Origin of the sequence: Rhodococcus sp. 66b (assembly GCF_002076325.1) — a bacterium.
In the GTDB taxonomy this organism is placed as follows: domain Bacteria; phylum Actinomycetota; class Actinomycetes; order Mycobacteriales; family Mycobacteriaceae; genus Rhodococcus_F; species Rhodococcus_F erythropolis.
This window is the reverse complement of record NZ_MUZB01000009.1, coordinates 44,294-60,620: the sequence shown is the minus strand read 5'-3', so window position 1 is coordinate 60,620 and position 16,327 is coordinate 44,294. Positions and strand designations below refer to the sequence as shown.

Here is a 16,327-nt window from a genome sequence, read left to right as displayed (position 1 = left end):
GTCCAGGCAGTTCGGCCCCTTCCTCAGCCCAGGGAGGGGCCGAACTTCACAACAGGGATATCGCGTCCCCGGGGTCCCCTCTACTGCCGAGCCACTCGCTCGACAAAACTCGAAGCACGCAGCACCAGTTCATCTTTCCGGTCCTGGCGCGCAGCGGCGGCATCGTAGCCGGCATACGGGAGCGGGGGGTCGTTACGAACATTGGCCGAGCACTGGAAGTCTCGGCAGATCAGTGTTCCGACTGTGCTGCCACGTCGACCAGCGGGCCCGGCCAACTTGGCGCCGTAGAAGACGACCTCGTTGGGAAGGCGCGTGTCACGGCACCAGGAACACTGGGCACGCGACCGCGGAGTGGCTTGCGCTTGAACGAGCAAGACTCCGATGATCTCCCCGTCGAGTGTCGGGACGATCGCGTAGGCGCGTCGGCCCATTTTGGGATCTCGCCAGCCCAGATAGTCGAGAGCGTCGAAGTCGATGGTGTCGAAGCCATCCGGCAACGTGAGATCAGTCTTCTCCTTACGGCTCGCGTTGACGAGGCTGGAACGAACAGATGTATCGGTCAAAATGATCATGGGTGTATGCCAATCGTGGATCGGTGAAGGTGGGTACAGCTCATGGCCCGACCAGCACCTAGTGCTGTCGGGTCCGAAATGCGCTATCTGCTGCCGGCGAAGACGACGCCGACAACCCCCTCACGCCCATGGGGCATCACGATGTCCACACCCCGATGGTAGCCACAGGTCCTCGACACGGGCCACTCGATTTATCGACGCACTTCATGCGTGAAATGGCGCGGTGAATCAGTCACGCCAGACCGCCGTGAACTCGTACCAAGGTCCGCCGAGGTGCTTTGCGGAGAAATCGTCGAACCCCGTTGGTGCGCCGCTGGGCGAGTACACCCATCCACTCGTGGTGGTGAACATGCTGTCGTTGTCGATGAAGTAGACCTCATCGGGACGTACGACATGGGCACTGCTGATCTCGAACTGGCCGATCTCGAGCTCTTCCACAGTCGATCCAGGCTGCTCCAGGAGAGCAATCGCGACGGTCTCGAACTCTCCGCTCTTGTCGAGGAAAGTTGCCGGCGGCATCAACAACACCGCAGCGACCGCGACGATAACGGCAACCGGAGAGGGCAGGATCCACCACGACCACCGTCGGTCCTGGCCGAGAACGTAGAGCGTACGAACCGCCCACACCAGACCAACAACGATCAAGGTGAGCAGAGCCGCAGCGCTGACGAGGAGAGGATCGAACCACCTGAAGTCACCGAATGGCGAAGGCCACCACCCGTAATGCCGGCAGACCAACGCAATAAGCGGAACAACGGTGAATGACAGAAGAATCGGCCCCGGCGGCTTGGACGACTCGGGAGGGTCAGCTACCAACCATTCACCCAGCGACTTCGGCCTTCTCATCACCCCACCGTATCTGCAGGTCATGGCAAACTCAGCTACACGGCGAATACCTTTGCAGTACAAGCACTCTCGTTCCACTCACAACAACCAACGCAGCGATCGGCACTCTCGCCGCAACCGACACAGATGGACAAACCTCACAATCCGCAGATTCAACGTGCCGATCATGCGACAATCGGACGGTGAACGAGACCGCGAGTGGAGTTTCGCACCCGTACCGATCGCGGCTGTCGACCGTCGGCATCCTCTTCGCCGCCGGCCTGCTGTGGTCCACTCCCCTCTCCGCAGCCACGCCCACCGAAACCGGGCCGGCCAGTTGCGTACCATTCGGAACCGCCCAACTGCCACCCGGCGCACCCTCGGGAGGCGGACGAGTCGGGTTGGAAAACCTTCCGTTGTTCAACGGCACGGCCGCCCCCTCTTCCATTGAGATTCGCACGCCAACAACCCAATTCAATCGATTCTGGGACTTTGCACTGGTCGACCACGACTTACTCGCTCGTCCGCGGGCACCCGGCGAGCCAACGACCGAGCCATGGCGTTTCGTGCCGATGCCCGAATGCCTACGTGGACGACTGGTCGGGATATCACTGGACGACGACGAACTCGTCGCAGTCGACGACAACGGCTGGATTTACACGATGGACAACGCCTCCCAGGACCCGCTCCTGTGGAACTGGACTTCCGCGTGGGGTGCGCCCCTGTGGAGTGGTCCAGGCCGACAACTTCCAGGAGACCGGCCGAACGGGTGGGCACTGAGCGTCTCGTCGCCTTGGGACAATCAAACTTTCATCGACATCGCAGGACGGATTCACTTCGTCGGACTCGCCAAGATGACGATGATCCCCACGCTGACCGCGGACGGCAGCCGAATAACCTACGCAGACCCGTGGCTGCCCAACGACGACAGCTACGAGATCGGCGGCCCGCTCGGCGGACGATTCCAGGCGGACTCGCTGTCGGCGGCCGGATCAACCACTTTCGTGATGAACAAGTACGGCGACATGTACACCCGCACATTTGATTTCGATTCTTCGGGATCGGACTCGATCTTCTTCCGCTACAGCTGGGAAGATCAGTCGGACAAGCCGTCGGCACCCAACCTCGTGGCCGAAACACTGGACCGCAGCACCGCCGCGATCCAACTTCCGGCACCGGACTGGGTGCACCAGCCCAAGATTCCCGGTGAAGTCACATCCGCGATCAGTGTGCACTCACTCGGCCCCGGCCCGAACCGGCGGGAGTTGCGTGTCGAGGGCCGCCGCGGCGCCGAATCCGGTTTCTGGCACAAGGATCTCGTCGGGGATGCTTGGGAGTTCACGCCGACTGGCGCGTCCCTCCTCGGCACACTGATCGAAAACGCGCCGACAGACCGGTCGACGGATACCCTGTCCCCCGCTGCCCCCTGGCACTTGTCCACGACCTTGCCCGCCCGCGACGGCGCCATCGACGGTCAGACTCTGATCGACATCGGGTTTCCGTACTCTGTGGTGGATCCGCGCATGCTGGACGCGATCGGCCAGTATTCACAACCGTCCGGATACCGACTGGACGTGGACCATTTCGACCCGGTCGCCACCACCCGGACCGCGACCGTGACTGCACCGGATGGCACGGTTCTTCCGGTCGTCCTGCACACCGCCGACGGACTACGGATGACTCCCCGCGCATCCGGCCTCGATGCCGATCCGCGCCACCTCGTCGGGGCAATCGAGATCCCGTCGGACGCGTACGCGGATCGGGCATCGAACCCCGCTCTGAACGCGTTCGTGCAGGACTGGATGCGCGGAAACCCCATTGCCGCGATCACGCTCAGCGCCACCGACCACGACTTGGTGATCCGCTAGCCGAAACCAGCGCCGTCCACCGTGTCGCCTCGATTAGGCTCAGCAGATGGTCGACACCACACCCGACGTGCCGATATCACCCGTCGACGCTGCGAGCTTCCAGCTCGGTGTGGATGTCCAGCCGTACCTGGTCACTATTGCCGGTCTGCTCTCTCCGGGCGGCTTTGTCGACAGCGACGGTCGACCGGATCTAGCGCATCTTCACCGAACACTCGCCGCGCAGATCGCGCAGGAACCGTTGTTGCGGCAACGACCGATTATGCGGAATGGGTCATGGTGGTGGACGGAAAGCAACATAGAGGTCGACCTCCATGTCTCACTGGAGGAACGCGGTCCCACCGAACCCGACTTCGAAGCAGTTTGTGGTCGACTTGTGATGCAACCCCTTGACACCACCCGACCGTTGTGGCACATCGCATTGATTCCTGTAGCTCGAACCGGTCAGTGCGGCATCGTCATTCGAGTGCATCATGCGGTTCTCGACGGCGCCAGGGCCAGCGACCTTTTCGAGCGCTTGTTCGCCTCGCCTGATTCGAAAAGACCCGACCCAGGGGCGCCACCAACGGCGAAAACCGGCCACTCCCCCGAGCCACACATCCCCCAGAAGGCCAGTTCCCTGGACCTCCTCCGATTTCGAATCGGGACGTTCCTACATCGGCCGATCCGATCACGGGTACTGCTCGGCACAATCGGCACCACGAGATCCATCGCTTCCGTCAGCACCCGGACCGCTCCGGTCGTGCGCGGTGCGCAAAGTGCGGGAGGCACATTGAACGATGCCTACCTCGTTGCAGCGGGCACCGGACTGCGATTCATCCTCGAAGATCGTGGCGAGTCCATTCCGAAAACGATCGCCGTATCGGTCCCCGTCGCAGTCACAGCAATCGGAGACGCACGCAACGCCGTCGGATTCATGATCATCGACCTCCCACTTCAAGAAACAGACCTGGAACGTGCCGTCGCAATCGTCGCGAAGCAAACTGCGGCCGCAAAACCGTCCGCACGTGCGGCAGGAACAACATTTCGGTCGCCGCGTGTAGCCGGCATCTTCGACAAATTCGCGAAGCGACAGCACATGATCGGTGCAGTGGTGTCCAATGTTCACGGACCACGCGGTCCGCTCACGCTCGACGGGGCAGCGCTCGTCCAACTCTGGCCGCTCGGCCCGTTGGCGGGCAATGTTCGAATCGGCTTCACAGCAGCGTCCTACAACGACAAATTCTGGATCGGAATCCAGACCGATGCCGAGCATCTCCCTCCGGCAAGCAAGATCGCGCAAGCCGTAGAACGAGCTCTCGACGAAATAGCCAGCACCACAAGCTGACTGGTACTTCATCACACTCGTTCGAGGCGGATCGAACCGAGGCATCTGCGGATTCTTGAACCCAGGTGTCCTGATCCAGCAGGACTCGAGTGATCGCGTGATCACCGAACAGCCACGCCCCCCAGATGCTCCCGAAAATCTAGCCGAAGTTCAGTCGAAGAATCTGGCACTCAAGGTTGCAGAGTGCCAGATCGGTTGGTTATCATGTTCTCGCACAGTGAGTTCGGTCGCCGTCGAGGTGACGGTGGCCTTTCTTAGACGATACGGGAGGTGTGTTGCTGTGCTTCGTTTCGATCCCTTCACCGACATCGACGCGATCACCAAGTCCTTGCTTGCTACCGGAACCGGCAGCAACCGAAGTCCACGTTTCATGCCGATGGACCTCTACAAGATCGATGATCACTACGTCCTTCACGCCGATCTTCCCGGCGTCGACCCGGGATCGGTGGACGTACAGGTAGACGGCTCGACCCTGACCTTGACCCCGCACCGCAGTGCTCTCTCCGAAGATGGAGTGACGTGGCTGGCCAGTGAGCGTTTCACGGGAACGTATAGAAGGCAGCTGTCCATCAGTGAGGACATCGACTCCGAGCGGATCGTCGCCTCGTACGACAACGGCGTGTTGACCGTGAGCTTGCCGATCGCAGAGAAGGCGAAACCGCGGCGGATCGAAATCGCGTCGGGGCCGCCGTCCAGCACTGCCAACTCCGAGGCAGAAACTCAGGGACAGATCGAAGCCTGACCTGAACGGCTTGGCACGAAATCGACTGTAGAAGAACCTTTCATCCAGGAGGTCCACTATGCCCGCGCCAATCATGGCCCCCGCCGCAGCTCTGGCTGAACCGGTCGTCTGGAACGAAGATCCGCAGCGACAAAAGTGGTGGACGCGCATACTCGCGGCCAGCTCGCCGGAGAATTCATCCAACGACGAATTTCAACCCTGACAGGACCCGACCGCGATCGCCGAGTGCGTTCACCCGCAACTGAATTGAGGTCTTCCGTCCGTCTATTCGGGCGGACGGAAGGCCGTATTCAGTCGTCAAGCCCGGGCGAAGCCTGAGGATCGTTCCACGACGCAAGCCGAAGATTCACCAACCTCAGCTAGATGAAGAATCGCCCGAAATGGGCGGAGCGGGACGAAACACTCACACAACAAGGACGAAGCGCGCCGACACCGGCCACCCGTGACACGTACGGTTACAACGTATATACACATCGTATAGCCGGAATGTCCGGATTCATTGGGCCCACCGCAGTGTTTGATGCCAGAGAGCGACAACAGCCTGACGAATTGGGAGCGCAGCATTTGTCATTGCCATCACAGCTTTGATTCGCGCTCGCCACTGTCATCGAGGATCAAGAACTCGATCTTCGCCCGCTCCCCGTCCGCATCGAAGTCGTTGTCGCGGTATGAGACACGCGCAATCAGCTCCGTCAGTGCCGCATGGATCGTCGTGTACAGAAATGCACGCGGGTCGGACACCCCCATCACGTCGTCAGTGTTCATCTGTACCTGCGCCGTAGCGGTACGCCTGCCCAGAAACACACGTGGAAGCCGGATCCCGGTCGGATCGGTCACCACGGTGATGTCGCCACCAACGACAACAAACAGATCGAAGTCGTACTGCATCGCGATGCCCCTCAGCCGGTGTCTGAGCCGAGTCAACTCCTCGATGAAGTCGAGCGGCACCGACGGTCCACCGAATACTGTTCTGAACGTGACCCCGCGAGTCATCGATCTGCCCCCTTTACGAATCATCCATTTCAGGATCGAGGGCCATACCCTCTGTGTCCCCCACGCCGAGTGCTCGGGCATATCGACCGGCATACCGCTCCAGTGCGACTGCTGAATCAGCCTCACCTGCCCATTGATCCGGAATCGCGGTGCCGTCACATGTTGTTCGCGACACTCGCGCCTCGGAGAACTCGACAGCGGTCCGGGTGAAGGAACAGCGCACAAAACTCGTGGCCGCCGAGAATCGTGCGCCGCCGAAAGTGCACTCCACGAAAGAGGTATCGGCGAACTGCGCACCAGGCAGGTCTGTGTCGTCGAATGCACATCGTTCGAACACAGTATTGGGCACGGAGCGGAGCCCGCGTGCTTTGGCTCCAGTGAAATCGCAATCGACGACCCTCGGTCCGAGCGCCAGACGCGAGAGCGTGGCACCCCGGAAACTGCACCGTTCGAATCGGCGATTGAAACGGGTCTGTCCGGTCAGTGCCACGAAATCGAAACGACAGTCGAATAATTCGGATTCGAAGACGGAGATCGCACCCCGAGCGAAACTCAGATCAATCCGTTCCAACGTGAGATACCGGATGTCCAATCCACCGCTACCCGCTGTCAGGCCACGCACGTCGATCAGCCCGTCATCGGTCTCCGCCCAGGGGGAGACGAGAGTGTGGGGCGGCTTGACGATCCGCGACTGATCGAGCAGCTGCGCCCGTAAATTGTCGACGCCCTCATCTGACCAACGTCGACGTAGGGAGGTGATCGCGGACCGGTTCACGGGCTCAATAGTATCGGCAAGATCCCCCGCGATTGGCCGTGGCTGCCCAAGAAGCGAACCGCCACGCATCAGCACTTCGGTAGGAATCACTTCTCGGAGCGCGCAAACAGCCGGACCGTGAAATACACGGCCCGGCTGCAGCGCTCACACGCACCAACTGGAACTCGGAGTTAACTCGGGTACTGGAACCGGTCGTATACGAATCTTTGACTCACCCCAGGATCAGTATCGAATTATCCACTCTCACAGATTGACTACGTCGCCCACAAAGATCTGGTCGGGATCGGCGATCTGTGGATTGATGTCCCACAGCTGCTGCCAGGTGAGACCTCGTTCTGCAGCGAGGCCGAACAATGTATCACCGGCCGCAACGACTACCTCTTCGCCAGACGCTGGAGCCTTCGACTCCGGAATGCTCTCTACCGGTGCAGATTCGGCTGCCTCAGAGTAGACGACGGGAACTGGCGCCGGTTCCGGTGCGGATTCGGGTGCTACTTCCGGTGCCGGCACGGGCGCGGGTGCGGGCACGATGCTCGACCCGGTATCGCACGCCCCGATCGAACTCAGGAAGGACATGGGATCGACGGCGCCACCACTGTGAATGCGGAGGTGCAGATGTGGACCGGTGGAGCTACCGGTGTTACCCGTTGCCCCGATCTGGTCGCCTACCTCGACGTGCTGCCCCACACCGACCCAGGTTTCGGAGAGGTGGCCCATCTGAATCTGCTCGCCACTGTCCGCTTCCAACTGGATGTACGTTCCGTATCCACCCGGATCATTGGGTCCGGCAACAGAAATCGTGCCCGATGTCGGCGCGTGAAGCGCGGTGCCGACGTTGACAGCGAAGTCGACTCCGTCATGTCCCGCGTGGTACCCCTGCGAAAGTGATCCGCTTACCGGCCACTCCCAACTGCAACTCGCCGACCAGCCCTGCGCACCGGCGGTACCTGCATTGACAACTGCTCCGGCCCCCACAAGGGCGCCCAGTCCTGCAGTTACGGCGATGAATCGTTTTGTGCTGGAAGGCTTGTGTTTTCTGTGCTTACTCATATTTTCCTTGACTGATGTGCTCGGAGCCGGCGCAGGCTCTACCGCCAGACAGCACTCAGTACGTGCTGAGCTACGCGGTGCATCGCACCGAGACTCCGTTGGAGTGAAATTTTCGGATTGCGCCATGGAGAGAAGTACGGTGACCACTCTCGAACGCGATCGCGCGCATAGACCCGCAGGTCTGTATCTCCTGGTGACAGCACAGGAGATACGGGTTCTACTTCGAGGCAGTGCCTGAATCGATCGTTGATCGAGGACTACGAATGCCGGACCGAACTGAGGGCATTTTGTTCGAAGATCGACAGGGTGGGTGTCTACCCGGTTGGTCGGAAATGGGGTGGAACATGGAGATCCTTGCGTTGCGGATGAGGAATCACCTCATACGCTGTCGCTTCACGACGCTCCACGCCACGGTTGAATTACCTGGGTACGTACCTGTTTTTGCGCTTTCGACCCGACCGGTCGATATCAGGCGCCACTTCATTCCACGGCATCTGGTGAAAAAATCAGTGCCTCACATCACTTCTGGAGACGATACCGCGCCTCGGTCACCCGGCACGTCAGCGTTACCGAGATGGGACATACAGCTGGCATTGCTGCTACACGCCGAACGGGAGACCAGTGCACGTTCCGGCATCGGAAACGCGCGCTGATCTCCCGTCAGGTCGATCTACTAGCTAGTGCATCTACGGTTTGAGCTACTTCTCTGCTGCGTGATGGGCCGCGATGTATCCGTAAACCAGCCCCTGGCCGATCGTCGCGCCGGCGCCTGGGTAGGTGTGACCGAATGCGTTGGCCGCAGTATTGCCGATCGCGTACAGGCCGTCGATGACGCTGCCGTCCTCACGAAGCACGCGTGCATGCTCGTCCGCCTGCACACCGCCGCAGGTGCCCAGGTCGCTGAGCGTCATCTTCACCGCATAGAGGGCGCTCTTGTCGAGCTGGCGCAGATTCGGGTTCGGGGACACTGTCGGGTCGCCGTAGTACCGATCGTATGCGCTGCCGCCGCGACCGAACTCCGCATCGCTACCTGCAGCAGCGGCCTCGTTGAACTTCTGGAAGGACTCGGCAAACGCATCCTCGGGGAGACCGACCTTGCGGGCGAGTTCGGCCGGACTGCTCGCCTGGTGCGCGATGCCGGACTCGAAGAATGCCTGCGGAAGGGGCTGACGGGGGAAGATACCGCCTGCGAACACGTAGCTGTTGCGGTACTCCTGGTCGAAAACAAACCACATCGACTCGGCCGGATCGCCAGCCTTTTCCCGTTCGAGCACGCGCTGGCCGAACGACATGTAGTCCGTCGCCTCGTTCACGAATCGACGACCGGTCTGGTCGACGATGAAAGAGCCGGGCAGCGCACGCTCTGCGAGCATCACCATCGGCGGGCGGCCCTTGATGCTTGCCACCGCGGGGAACCACCAGGACTGATCCATCGATCCGATACCTGCACCGAGCTCTTGTGCTGCCTCGATCGCTTCGCCGGTGTTGCCCTCTGCGCCCAGGCTCTCATGCTCACCGAGGCTCTCCGACTGGTACTTGTGGCGCCACTCCATGTTGTGGTCGAACCCGCCGGCTGCCAGGACGACACCGCGCCGAGCGGTCACCGTCACTTCACGTCCGTCTTGCACCACAACTGCACCCGTTACGCGGCCATCTTCGGTGATGAGCCGAACCAACGACGTTTCCGTCCACACCGGGATACCGGCCTGGACCACACCGGCGAACAGTCCGGCGGCGAGCGCCTGACCGCCCGCGATGTATTCACGCTTGAGGACGTACTTGCCGTAAACGCCTTGCGCCAGGCGGCGGATGATGCGGGGAAAAGCCTTGCTCGGCTTCTTCACCATCAGGTTCATCCACTTGTAATCCGCACCCGTCACCGGCATCGGCAGTCCGGCTTCCATCAAACCTGGGCGCAGGCGACCGCGTTCCGCTCCCAGTACCGACGCGTCGAACGGCAGGCACTCGCAGGTACGTCCGGCGGCGCTACCGCCCGGCAGTTCGGGGTGGTAATCGGAGTATTCCTTGGCCCAGAAGAACTTCATGGGCGTCGTGCGGTAGAGCATGTCGACAGTGGCCGCACCGTTGTCGACGAATGCTTCTCCTCGTTGGGCAGGGGCAGTATCACCGACCACCGAACGCACGTATGTCTTCGCTCGCTCAACGGTGTCGCCCGCACCGGCTTTCGCCAAGATCGGGTTGGCAGGCATCCAGAACGCCCCACCGGACCGCGCCGTCGAACCGCCGACGTACTGCGTCTTCTCCACGATCAGCGTGGACAAGCCGAGTTCGTTCGCGGTGAGGGCGGCAGCCATGCCGGTACCGGACCCGATCACCAGTAGATCGACAACGATGTCCTTGGCTTGTGTCGCGGGGGGTGCCTGATTCTTAGCCATTGAACAAATCCCTTCACGTGGTTATCGACGTAGAACGCTAAGGCAGTCGCGGCGCAGAAGGTTCCGGATGCCCAGTCAGCGGGACATTGCGAGTGGATTGGCGAAAAACAGCTCTTGCCACGGTTCGGGCCTAGTGGCCGTCTCAGCAGAATCACGCCTTGACCTCGTCGACCTTTAGGCTGCTCTCGTGATGACAAACTCCGGCATCGTTGACGAAACGCTCGGCACCCTTGTCCGCGGGCACTACATCTTGTCCGACGGTGAGCGATTGGACGACGACTACTACAGCCTGACCTGCAACCTCGACGGGCGGGCCGTCGGATTTATCGCCCACTCACTCGAGCCTGACGCCGTACGCGGCATGCTGCCCCGCTTACGCCACGTCGTCGACCAGCACGAGGCTCTTCATCGTCTGGCTGTCGAAGCGATTGTCAACGAATTCAGCGAAGAAGCTCCGTCACGAGGCGAAGTGATCGATGCACTGCGCGATTTGGTGTTCGAGTCCGTCGAGGTCTTTCCCGACAACTGCGATCCTCGTCTCGGACTATCTGCTGACGTTCCTCGGCACCGATGAAGAATAATCATCTACATGAAATGGAACACCCCTACAGAGACCGGCTGGTTCGTGAACCTTGCCGAAGGTGGTTCGGCCGTATCGATATTCGATCCGTCGGGGAGCGTCCAAGGCGAACTGATTCCCGCACCAAACGACGAATTAGTAAGCGTTTCCGGCGGGCGGAAGAGGAAATCGTCAACAGCCGAGCAGGATCGACCAAGGCTCACATTCCGCAAAGGCCGACCTGCATCACTTCGGTTGTCCGACGGAACGATCGGGACTCTGATCGACCAGAGACCCAAGGCCATGCGCCGCAAGAACAAGCTGTGCGAAGTCGATATCGCGGGCAGAAGATACCTCTTCGTTCATTCCTCGGGCCGAAAGGCAACAGCCCGGCGTGACGGAATCGCATTGGCTCACATGGAACGTGGGCGATGGTCCGGTAGAAGTATCGTCACCAGAAGAACCCTCACGGCAACGGACACCCTTGACGAATGTGTCCTGACACTGTTTCAGAAGGTAGTGACACCTGGACGTACCGGTGCCTTCGATCAGGTACTGACCGACCTCAGCAACATATGACGTACGCCACATTCGGTGGATCTCAACCGCACTCGAGATACTAACTTTCAACTCTTAGGTCCACGGACATGCCTTGGACACAATGAGTTTCACATCTCGGATCGGAAGGCTAAGCCAGATCATGGTCAATGTCGACGCTTTGAACACGCTCGCCCGACGATTGTCGCCGGGTGCGATGATCACAGATCCAGATCTACTCCAGTCCTATCGGCAGGACTGGAGTTTCGATCCCGCAGCCGGCACTCCGATCGCCGTCGTACGTGCTTCGACGACGGCAGATGTCCAGGAGACCTTGCGCTTCGCCAACAGTCACAATGTCCCGGTCATTCCACGGGGCGCCGGCACGAGCGTCGTCGGCGGATCCACCGCCGTCGACGGCGCTATCACCCTCAGCCTCGAGCGAATGAAATCTATTCGAGTGGACGTCTCGTCACGAACCGCGATCGTCGAACCAGGGGCAATCACCAATGACGTCAAGGCTGTTGCCGCGCGCGAAGGTTTGTACTATCCACCAGACCCGTCGTCCTATGAAATCTGTTCCATCGGCGGTAATGCCGCCACCAACGCAGGCGGACCGTGCTGCATAAAATACGGCGTCACCAGTGATTACATCCTGGGTATGACGGTTGTGCTGCCTGATGGATCCGTCGCCGAACTGGGCGGAAAACGGATCAAAGACACCCCAGGGCTTGCATTGACCAAGCTATTCGTCGGCAGTGAAGGAACGCTCGGTGTGATAACCGAACTGACGCTGCGACTCATCCCTCAGCCTCCGACTCCCCACACATTGGTGGCCTTCTTTCCACTCATGGCCGACGCAGTTGCCGCTGCCCGAGATATCACAAGTTCAATACGCCCTTCAGAACTCGAAATCCTCGACAACGCAGCCATCAAGGTGGCGGAAGAATTCCTCAACATGGAACTGGACACCGATGCCGGAGCACTCCTGATCGGGCGATCCGACGCCGGTAACGGCGCAGAGACAGAGATGAAATTGATGAGCACTCTCTGCGAAAAGCATCGAGCCACAGCTACATACGCTACCGACGACCCTCACGAAGGCGAACTGTTCATCCGCCCCCGCTATGCCGTTTACGAAGCCTTCGAGCAGAAAGGGGTGGTCATCGGCGACGACGTCGCGGTACCCATCGACAGACTCCCCGAGCTCACCGACGGTATAGCCGACATCGCGAAGCGCTACAGCACCACCATCGTCAGCTACACCCACGCAGCCGACGAGCTCACGCACCCAGTCCTCAACTACCCCATCGGAGACGTGGCCGCCGCTGAATCCGCCTCCGCGGCGCGACAAGAAATCTATCAACTCGTGAGCACTCTGGGCGGATTCGCAGCAACAGAATATGGTGTAGGACAAGATAAACGAGATCGCTTGTCGAACTCGCTCGATCCCGTCGTCAGCAAACTGAACAGGACCATCAAGAACGCTGTCGACCCCAACAACATCTTGAATCCGCGCGTTCTGATCCCCTCGAGCGGTTCGACGGACGGCATCTGAGGCCGCTACAGGTATCGAATAGCGACGAGTACCTGAATTCTCCTGTGCAACCGGATATGGTGAGGCTGTCGTCTTCAATGCGGCGGGGCAAGAAGGGAAGTTACGACAAGACGTTACGTCGGGGAAGACAAGCAAATCACCTGGATACAGCTGGAGGCATCCGTGATGAATCTCGTTCGCCGACTGAGCGTCTGCACATCCGTCGTGATCACGTCGGCTCTGACGTCGGTAGCGCTCGCATCCGCTGCGGTGACCATTCCATTCCAGATCAACCCTGCGCCGTACGGCAACCCGAACGGCAGCTTCGACGCGCCGGCAGTCCGCTGCGTAGCTGTAGTCGGCGAACTACCCGGCACGGTGACGATCACCGGAGGCAAGGAAGACCGCTGGGGATGCCTGCTCTCGTCCGAAGTGCGCTGGCTGAACCTTTCGACCGGGGCCTCCGGCTCCGCTCGTCTCTCGGACGGCCTGAACGGAGTCCCGGCAGGGGCGATCGTGCAGACCGGGACCGGTCAAGTCGCTGTCGCCGTGACGTCTGTGGCCGGATCCATCATCACCCCAGGTGTCGCATCGTTCTACGTGCCGTAGCACTAGAACTCCGCATCGCGGACGCGGTGGGGCCTAAGGTCCTGTTTACCGACCCGTCATCCCGGTTAGCCTGAAAAGACGCTACCGAGAGGACTCTCATGACCTCGTCAGTGCACGAAACGATCGCAGTGGATCTGGATTTGATCGACCTGTACAAAGACCTCCACGGCAACCCGGAACTTGGATTTCACGAGCATCGAACATCCAGGCTGGTGGAAAGACATTTGACAGCACTGGGATTCGACACGACTACCGGCGTCGGGACAACCGGAGTCGTCGGAGTCCTGAAGAACGGAGCGGGCCCCACAGCGCTGCTGCGTGCGGACATGGACGCCCTCCCGGTTCGGGAAGAAACCGGATTGGACTACGCCAGCACCGTGACAACGACCGACGACCAGGGGAAGACCGTCTCGGTCAGCCACGCGTGCGGCCATGACCTGCATACGACCTGCTTACTCGGTGCAGCCCGGATCCTCTCGCAGGACACGACGACCTGGTCCGGCACTCTTGTCCTCGTCTTCCAACCGGCGGAGGAACTTGGCGCGGGTGCGCAAGCCATGGTCGACGACGGACTGTTCGAGCGATTCCCGAAGCCCGACATCGTTCTCGGCCAACACGTATCGCCGCTACCGGCAGGCACGATCGCCGGGCACGCCGGCCCCTCGTATGCGGGATCGGACTCACTTCGTGTGAGACTGGTCGGAAAGGGCGCCCACGGATCTATGCCGGAGAACTCGGTCGATCCCGTGGTCATGGCTGCCGAAACCGTGTTGCGTTTGCAAACTGTCATCTCACGCGAGGTCCCGAGTACTGCAACAGCTGTCCTCACCGTCGGCTCCATCCATGCTGGAGATGCCGCCAACGTCATTCCCGGCGAAGCAGAACTGCAACTCAACATCCGCAGCTACGACGCAGTTGTGCGTCAGCGCATCCTGGACAGCGTCGACCGCATCGTCCAGGGCGAAGCGGCCACCGCCGGCGCTCCCACCCCACCGACCATCACCGAGACGGAGCACTTTCCGATCGTCGTCAATGACCCGGCGGCGCTGGACAAGACACTCGATGCCTTCGCCGAATGGTTGGGGACGAACAAGATTCTCGATCCCGGTGCGGGAGCAGGTAGTGAAGACGTCGGCATTCTCGCGACCAGTGCCGGTGCGCCACTCTCATACTGGTTGTTGGGCGGTACCGACCCTTCACTGTTCACGACAGGTGACATGACCGATCCGGCTTTGCGAACCGTGCCGTCGAACCACTCCCCGCACTACGCTCCCGTGATCGAGCCGACCCTGACCATCGGTGTGAACGCCTTGGTCGTCGCGGCCAGGACGTGGCTCCCAACTCCCTAGTGTGTTGCGGGTCCGCAATCGATCGACCGTCCACACGATCAAGGCTGCAAACGCGTAGGCGCCGCCGAGAATACTTGCAGCGCCCCACCCTGCCGCGTCGAAAACCATAGTGGTGGAAACTGCCCCAGCCGCGCTGCCCAACGAATAGAACACCATGTAACTACCGATGGTCCGCCCGGCCGATTCCGGTTCATCCGCGACGATCAGGTTCTGGCTCGAGACATGAACAGCCTGCACGGCGAAGTCCAACGCAACAACACCGACTACGAGTAACACCAGCGAGTGCGTCGCCTGCGCGTTGAAAACCCACGACAGCAAGAGAACGACCAACGACGCCCCGGTGACGCGTTGGGCTTTGCCTTGATCGGCCCAACGTCCGGCACCGATCGCGCCCAATGCTCCGACCAATCCGGCGATTCCGAAGAGCCCGATCTGTGTGGTCGACAATCGCCACGGCTCCTCGCTCAGTGGTAATGCCATACCGCTCCAGAGCGCACCGAAGGACGCGAACAGGAACAGGGTGATCAGAGCCCTCGTGCGAAATAGTCGGTTCGTAAGAGTCAATGTCACGACCGATCCCATTGCACCCACGTACGAACCCCGATCCGATTGCGAACGAGGGTCTTTCGGCAGCATCGTCAACGCGAGCGCCGCGATCAGGACCGAAATCAAGGTGGATCCCGCGTAGACAGCCCGCCAGCCTGCCAGATCCGCAACTGCGCCGGCGACAGTCCGAGCGAGGATGATGCCGACGACAACGCCGCTGGTGATCACACCGATGTTTGCGCCCCGCTCATCTGGGTCGCTGATTGCCGCAGCGTAGGCGACTACGACTTGAACGACGACCGAGAACGTGCCTGCGACAGCCATCCCGATCAGCAGTTGCAGATTCGTGGTGGCAAGAGCAACAAGCATCGTTCCTGTTGCAGCAGAGACGATCTGGATTGCGATCAATTTTTTGCGATTCACGAGATCGCTCAGTGGCACCAACACGATCAACCCCACCACGTAACCCATTTGGGCGAGTGCGACTACGAAGCCGAGGCCGGCCGGAGGGATGGAAAGATCTGAACCGATTTGCCCGAGGAGCGGCTGTGCGTAGTAGATATTGGCTACCGAGACACCGCAGAGCACCGCGAGCAACAGGCGAAGTCCACGAGGCATTTTGAACTTGTCCCGTGCGTTCTCGAC

15 protein-coding genes and 1 pseudogene are annotated in these 16,327 nt (G+C 60.6%); 9 read left to right on the top strand and 7 right to left on the bottom strand.

The window, feature by feature from the left end:
* Positions 1-80: 80 nt before the first annotated feature.
* Together B0E55_RS17925 and B0E55_RS17920 are read right to left on the bottom strand one after the other, a co-directional pair.
* Positions 81-572, bottom strand: coding sequence for an FBP domain-containing protein (locus B0E55_RS17925; protein ID WP_080910146.1), 492 nt, complete (start codon positions 570-572; stop codon positions 81-83).
* Between the two features lie 228 nt (positions 573-800).
* The gene (locus tag B0E55_RS17920; protein ID WP_080910220.1) at positions 801-1,418 is read right to left on the bottom strand and encodes a DUF1109 domain-containing protein; all 618 of its coding nucleotides are present in this window, start codon (positions 1,416-1,418) and stop codon (positions 801-803) included.
* 182 nt (positions 1,419-1,600) lie between these two features.
* On the opposite strand from B0E55_RS17920, the gene B0E55_RS17915 reads away from it, so the two are divergent.
* The 4 genes from B0E55_RS17915 to B0E55_RS31915 all read left to right on the top strand — a co-directional run bounded on the left by B0E55_RS17915 (position 1,601) and on the right by B0E55_RS31915 (position 5,533).
* The gene (locus B0E55_RS17915; RefSeq protein ID WP_241896085.1) at positions 1,601-3,265 is read left to right on the top strand and encodes a hypothetical protein; all 1,665 of its coding nucleotides are present in this window, start codon (positions 1,601-1,603) and stop codon (positions 3,263-3,265) included.
* A gap of 46 nt (positions 3,266-3,311) precedes the next feature.
* Positions 3,312-4,589: a wax ester/triacylglycerol synthase domain-containing protein gene (locus B0E55_RS17910; protein WP_080910145.1), complete on the top strand. Its 1,278-nt coding sequence runs from the start codon at positions 3,312-3,314 to the stop codon at positions 4,587-4,589.
* A 280-nt stretch (positions 4,590-4,869) separates the two neighbouring features.
* Positions 4,870-5,331: an Hsp20/alpha crystallin family protein gene (locus tag B0E55_RS17905; RefSeq protein WP_080910218.1), complete on the top strand. Its 462-nt coding sequence runs from the start codon at positions 4,870-4,872 to the stop codon at positions 5,329-5,331.
* 58 nt (positions 5,332-5,389) lie between these two features.
* Positions 5,390-5,533, top strand: coding sequence for a hypothetical protein (locus B0E55_RS31915; RefSeq protein WP_198538428.1), 144 nt, complete (start codon positions 5,390-5,392; stop codon positions 5,531-5,533).
* 374 nt (positions 5,534-5,907) lie between these two features.
* Here B0E55_RS31915 and B0E55_RS17900 read toward each other — a convergent pair whose 3' ends face one another.
* The 4 genes from B0E55_RS17900 to B0E55_RS17885 form a co-directional block, all read right to left on the bottom strand.
* Entirely contained in the window at positions 5,908-6,324 is a 417-nt protein-coding gene (locus B0E55_RS17900; protein ID WP_080910144.1) for a hypothetical protein, read from the bottom strand.
* A gap of 13 nt (positions 6,325-6,337) precedes the next feature.
* Entirely contained in the window at positions 6,338-7,099 is a 762-nt protein-coding gene (locus B0E55_RS17895) for a pentapeptide repeat-containing protein (RefSeq protein ID WP_019747504.1), read from the bottom strand.
* Between the two features lie 243 nt (positions 7,100-7,342).
* Positions 7,343-8,149 (bottom strand): peptidoglycan DD-metalloendopeptidase family protein, encoded by an 807-nt coding sequence (locus tag B0E55_RS17890; protein ID WP_020906522.1) that lies wholly within the window; start codon positions 8,147-8,149, stop codon positions 7,343-7,345.
* Positions 8,150-8,847: 698 nt separating this feature from the next.
* On the bottom strand, positions 8,848-10,545 hold the full coding sequence (locus tag B0E55_RS17885) for a 3-ketosteroid-delta-1-dehydrogenase (protein ID WP_020906521.1): 1,698 nt from the start codon (positions 10,543-10,545) through the stop codon (positions 8,848-8,850).
* Positions 10,546-10,732: 187 nt separating this feature from the next.
* Between B0E55_RS17885 and B0E55_RS17880 the strand changes: the two genes are divergently transcribed.
* From B0E55_RS17880 to B0E55_RS17860, 5 genes are all read left to right on the top strand, one after another.
* Positions 10,733-11,119 (top strand): hypothetical protein, encoded by a 387-nt coding sequence (locus tag B0E55_RS17880; protein ID WP_133053426.1) that lies wholly within the window; start codon positions 10,733-10,735, stop codon positions 11,117-11,119.
* A gap of 15 nt (positions 11,120-11,134) precedes the next feature.
* A complete protein-coding gene (locus tag B0E55_RS17875; RefSeq protein WP_080910142.1) occupies positions 11,135-11,683 on the top strand; it encodes a hypothetical protein in 549 nt (182 codons plus the stop codon).
* A 121-nt stretch (positions 11,684-11,804) separates the two neighbouring features.
* The gene (locus B0E55_RS17870; RefSeq protein ID WP_080910141.1) at positions 11,805-13,199 is read left to right on the top strand and encodes an FAD-binding oxidoreductase; all 1,395 of its coding nucleotides are present in this window, start codon (positions 11,805-11,807) and stop codon (positions 13,197-13,199) included.
* Positions 13,200-13,364: 165 nt separating this feature from the next.
* Entirely contained in the window at positions 13,365-13,787 is a 423-nt protein-coding gene (locus tag B0E55_RS17865; RefSeq protein WP_080910140.1) for a hypothetical protein, read from the top strand.
* Positions 13,788-13,885: 98 nt separating this feature from the next.
* Positions 13,886-15,136, top strand: coding sequence for an amidohydrolase (locus B0E55_RS17860; RefSeq protein WP_080910139.1), 1,251 nt, complete (start codon positions 13,886-13,888; stop codon positions 15,134-15,136).
* A gap of 57 nt (positions 15,137-15,193) precedes the next feature.
* Here B0E55_RS17860 and B0E55_RS17855 read toward each other — a convergent pair.
* Positions 15,194-16,300, bottom strand: a pseudogene (locus tag B0E55_RS17855) (MFS transporter); the annotation flags it as partial.
* Positions 16,301-16,327 lie beyond the last annotated feature (27 nt).

Bases quoted from the DNA above. Each gene is read 5' to 3' on its own strand.
- B0E55_RS31915 (WP_198538428.1), top strand. From the start codon at position 5,390: ATGCCCGCGCCAATCATGGCCCCCGCCGCAGCTCTGGCTGAACCGGTC.
- B0E55_RS17875 (WP_080910142.1), top strand. From the start codon at position 11,135: ATGAAATGGAACACCCCTACAGAGACCGGCTGGTTCGTGAACCTTGCC.
- B0E55_RS17870 (WP_080910141.1), top strand. From the start codon at position 11,805: ATGGTCAATGTCGACGCTTTGAACACGCTCGCCCGACGATTGTCGCCG.
- B0E55_RS17890 (WP_020906522.1), bottom strand. From the start codon at position 8,149: ATGAGTAAGCACAGAAAACACAAGCCTTCCAGCACAAAACGATTCATC.
- B0E55_RS17865 (WP_080910140.1), top strand. From the start codon at position 13,365: ATGAATCTCGTTCGCCGACTGAGCGTCTGCACATCCGTCGTGATCACG.
- B0E55_RS17910 (WP_080910145.1), top strand. From the start codon at position 3,312: ATGGTCGACACCACACCCGACGTGCCGATATCACCCGTCGACGCTGCG.
- B0E55_RS17885 (WP_020906521.1), bottom strand. From the start codon at position 10,545: ATGGCTAAGAATCAGGCACCCCCCGCGACACAAGCCAAGGACATCGTT.
- B0E55_RS17900 (WP_080910144.1), bottom strand. From the start codon at position 6,324: ATGACTCGCGGGGTCACGTTCAGAACAGTATTCGGTGGACCGTCGGTG.
- B0E55_RS17920 (WP_080910220.1), bottom strand. From the start codon at position 1,418: ATGAGAAGGCCGAAGTCGCTGGGTGAATGGTTGGTAGCTGACCCTCCC.
- B0E55_RS17925 (WP_080910146.1), bottom strand. From the start codon at position 572: ATGATCATTTTGACCGATACATCTGTTCGTTCCAGCCTCGTCAACGCG.
- B0E55_RS17860 (WP_080910139.1), top strand. From the start codon at position 13,886: ATGACCTCGTCAGTGCACGAAACGATCGCAGTGGATCTGGATTTGATC.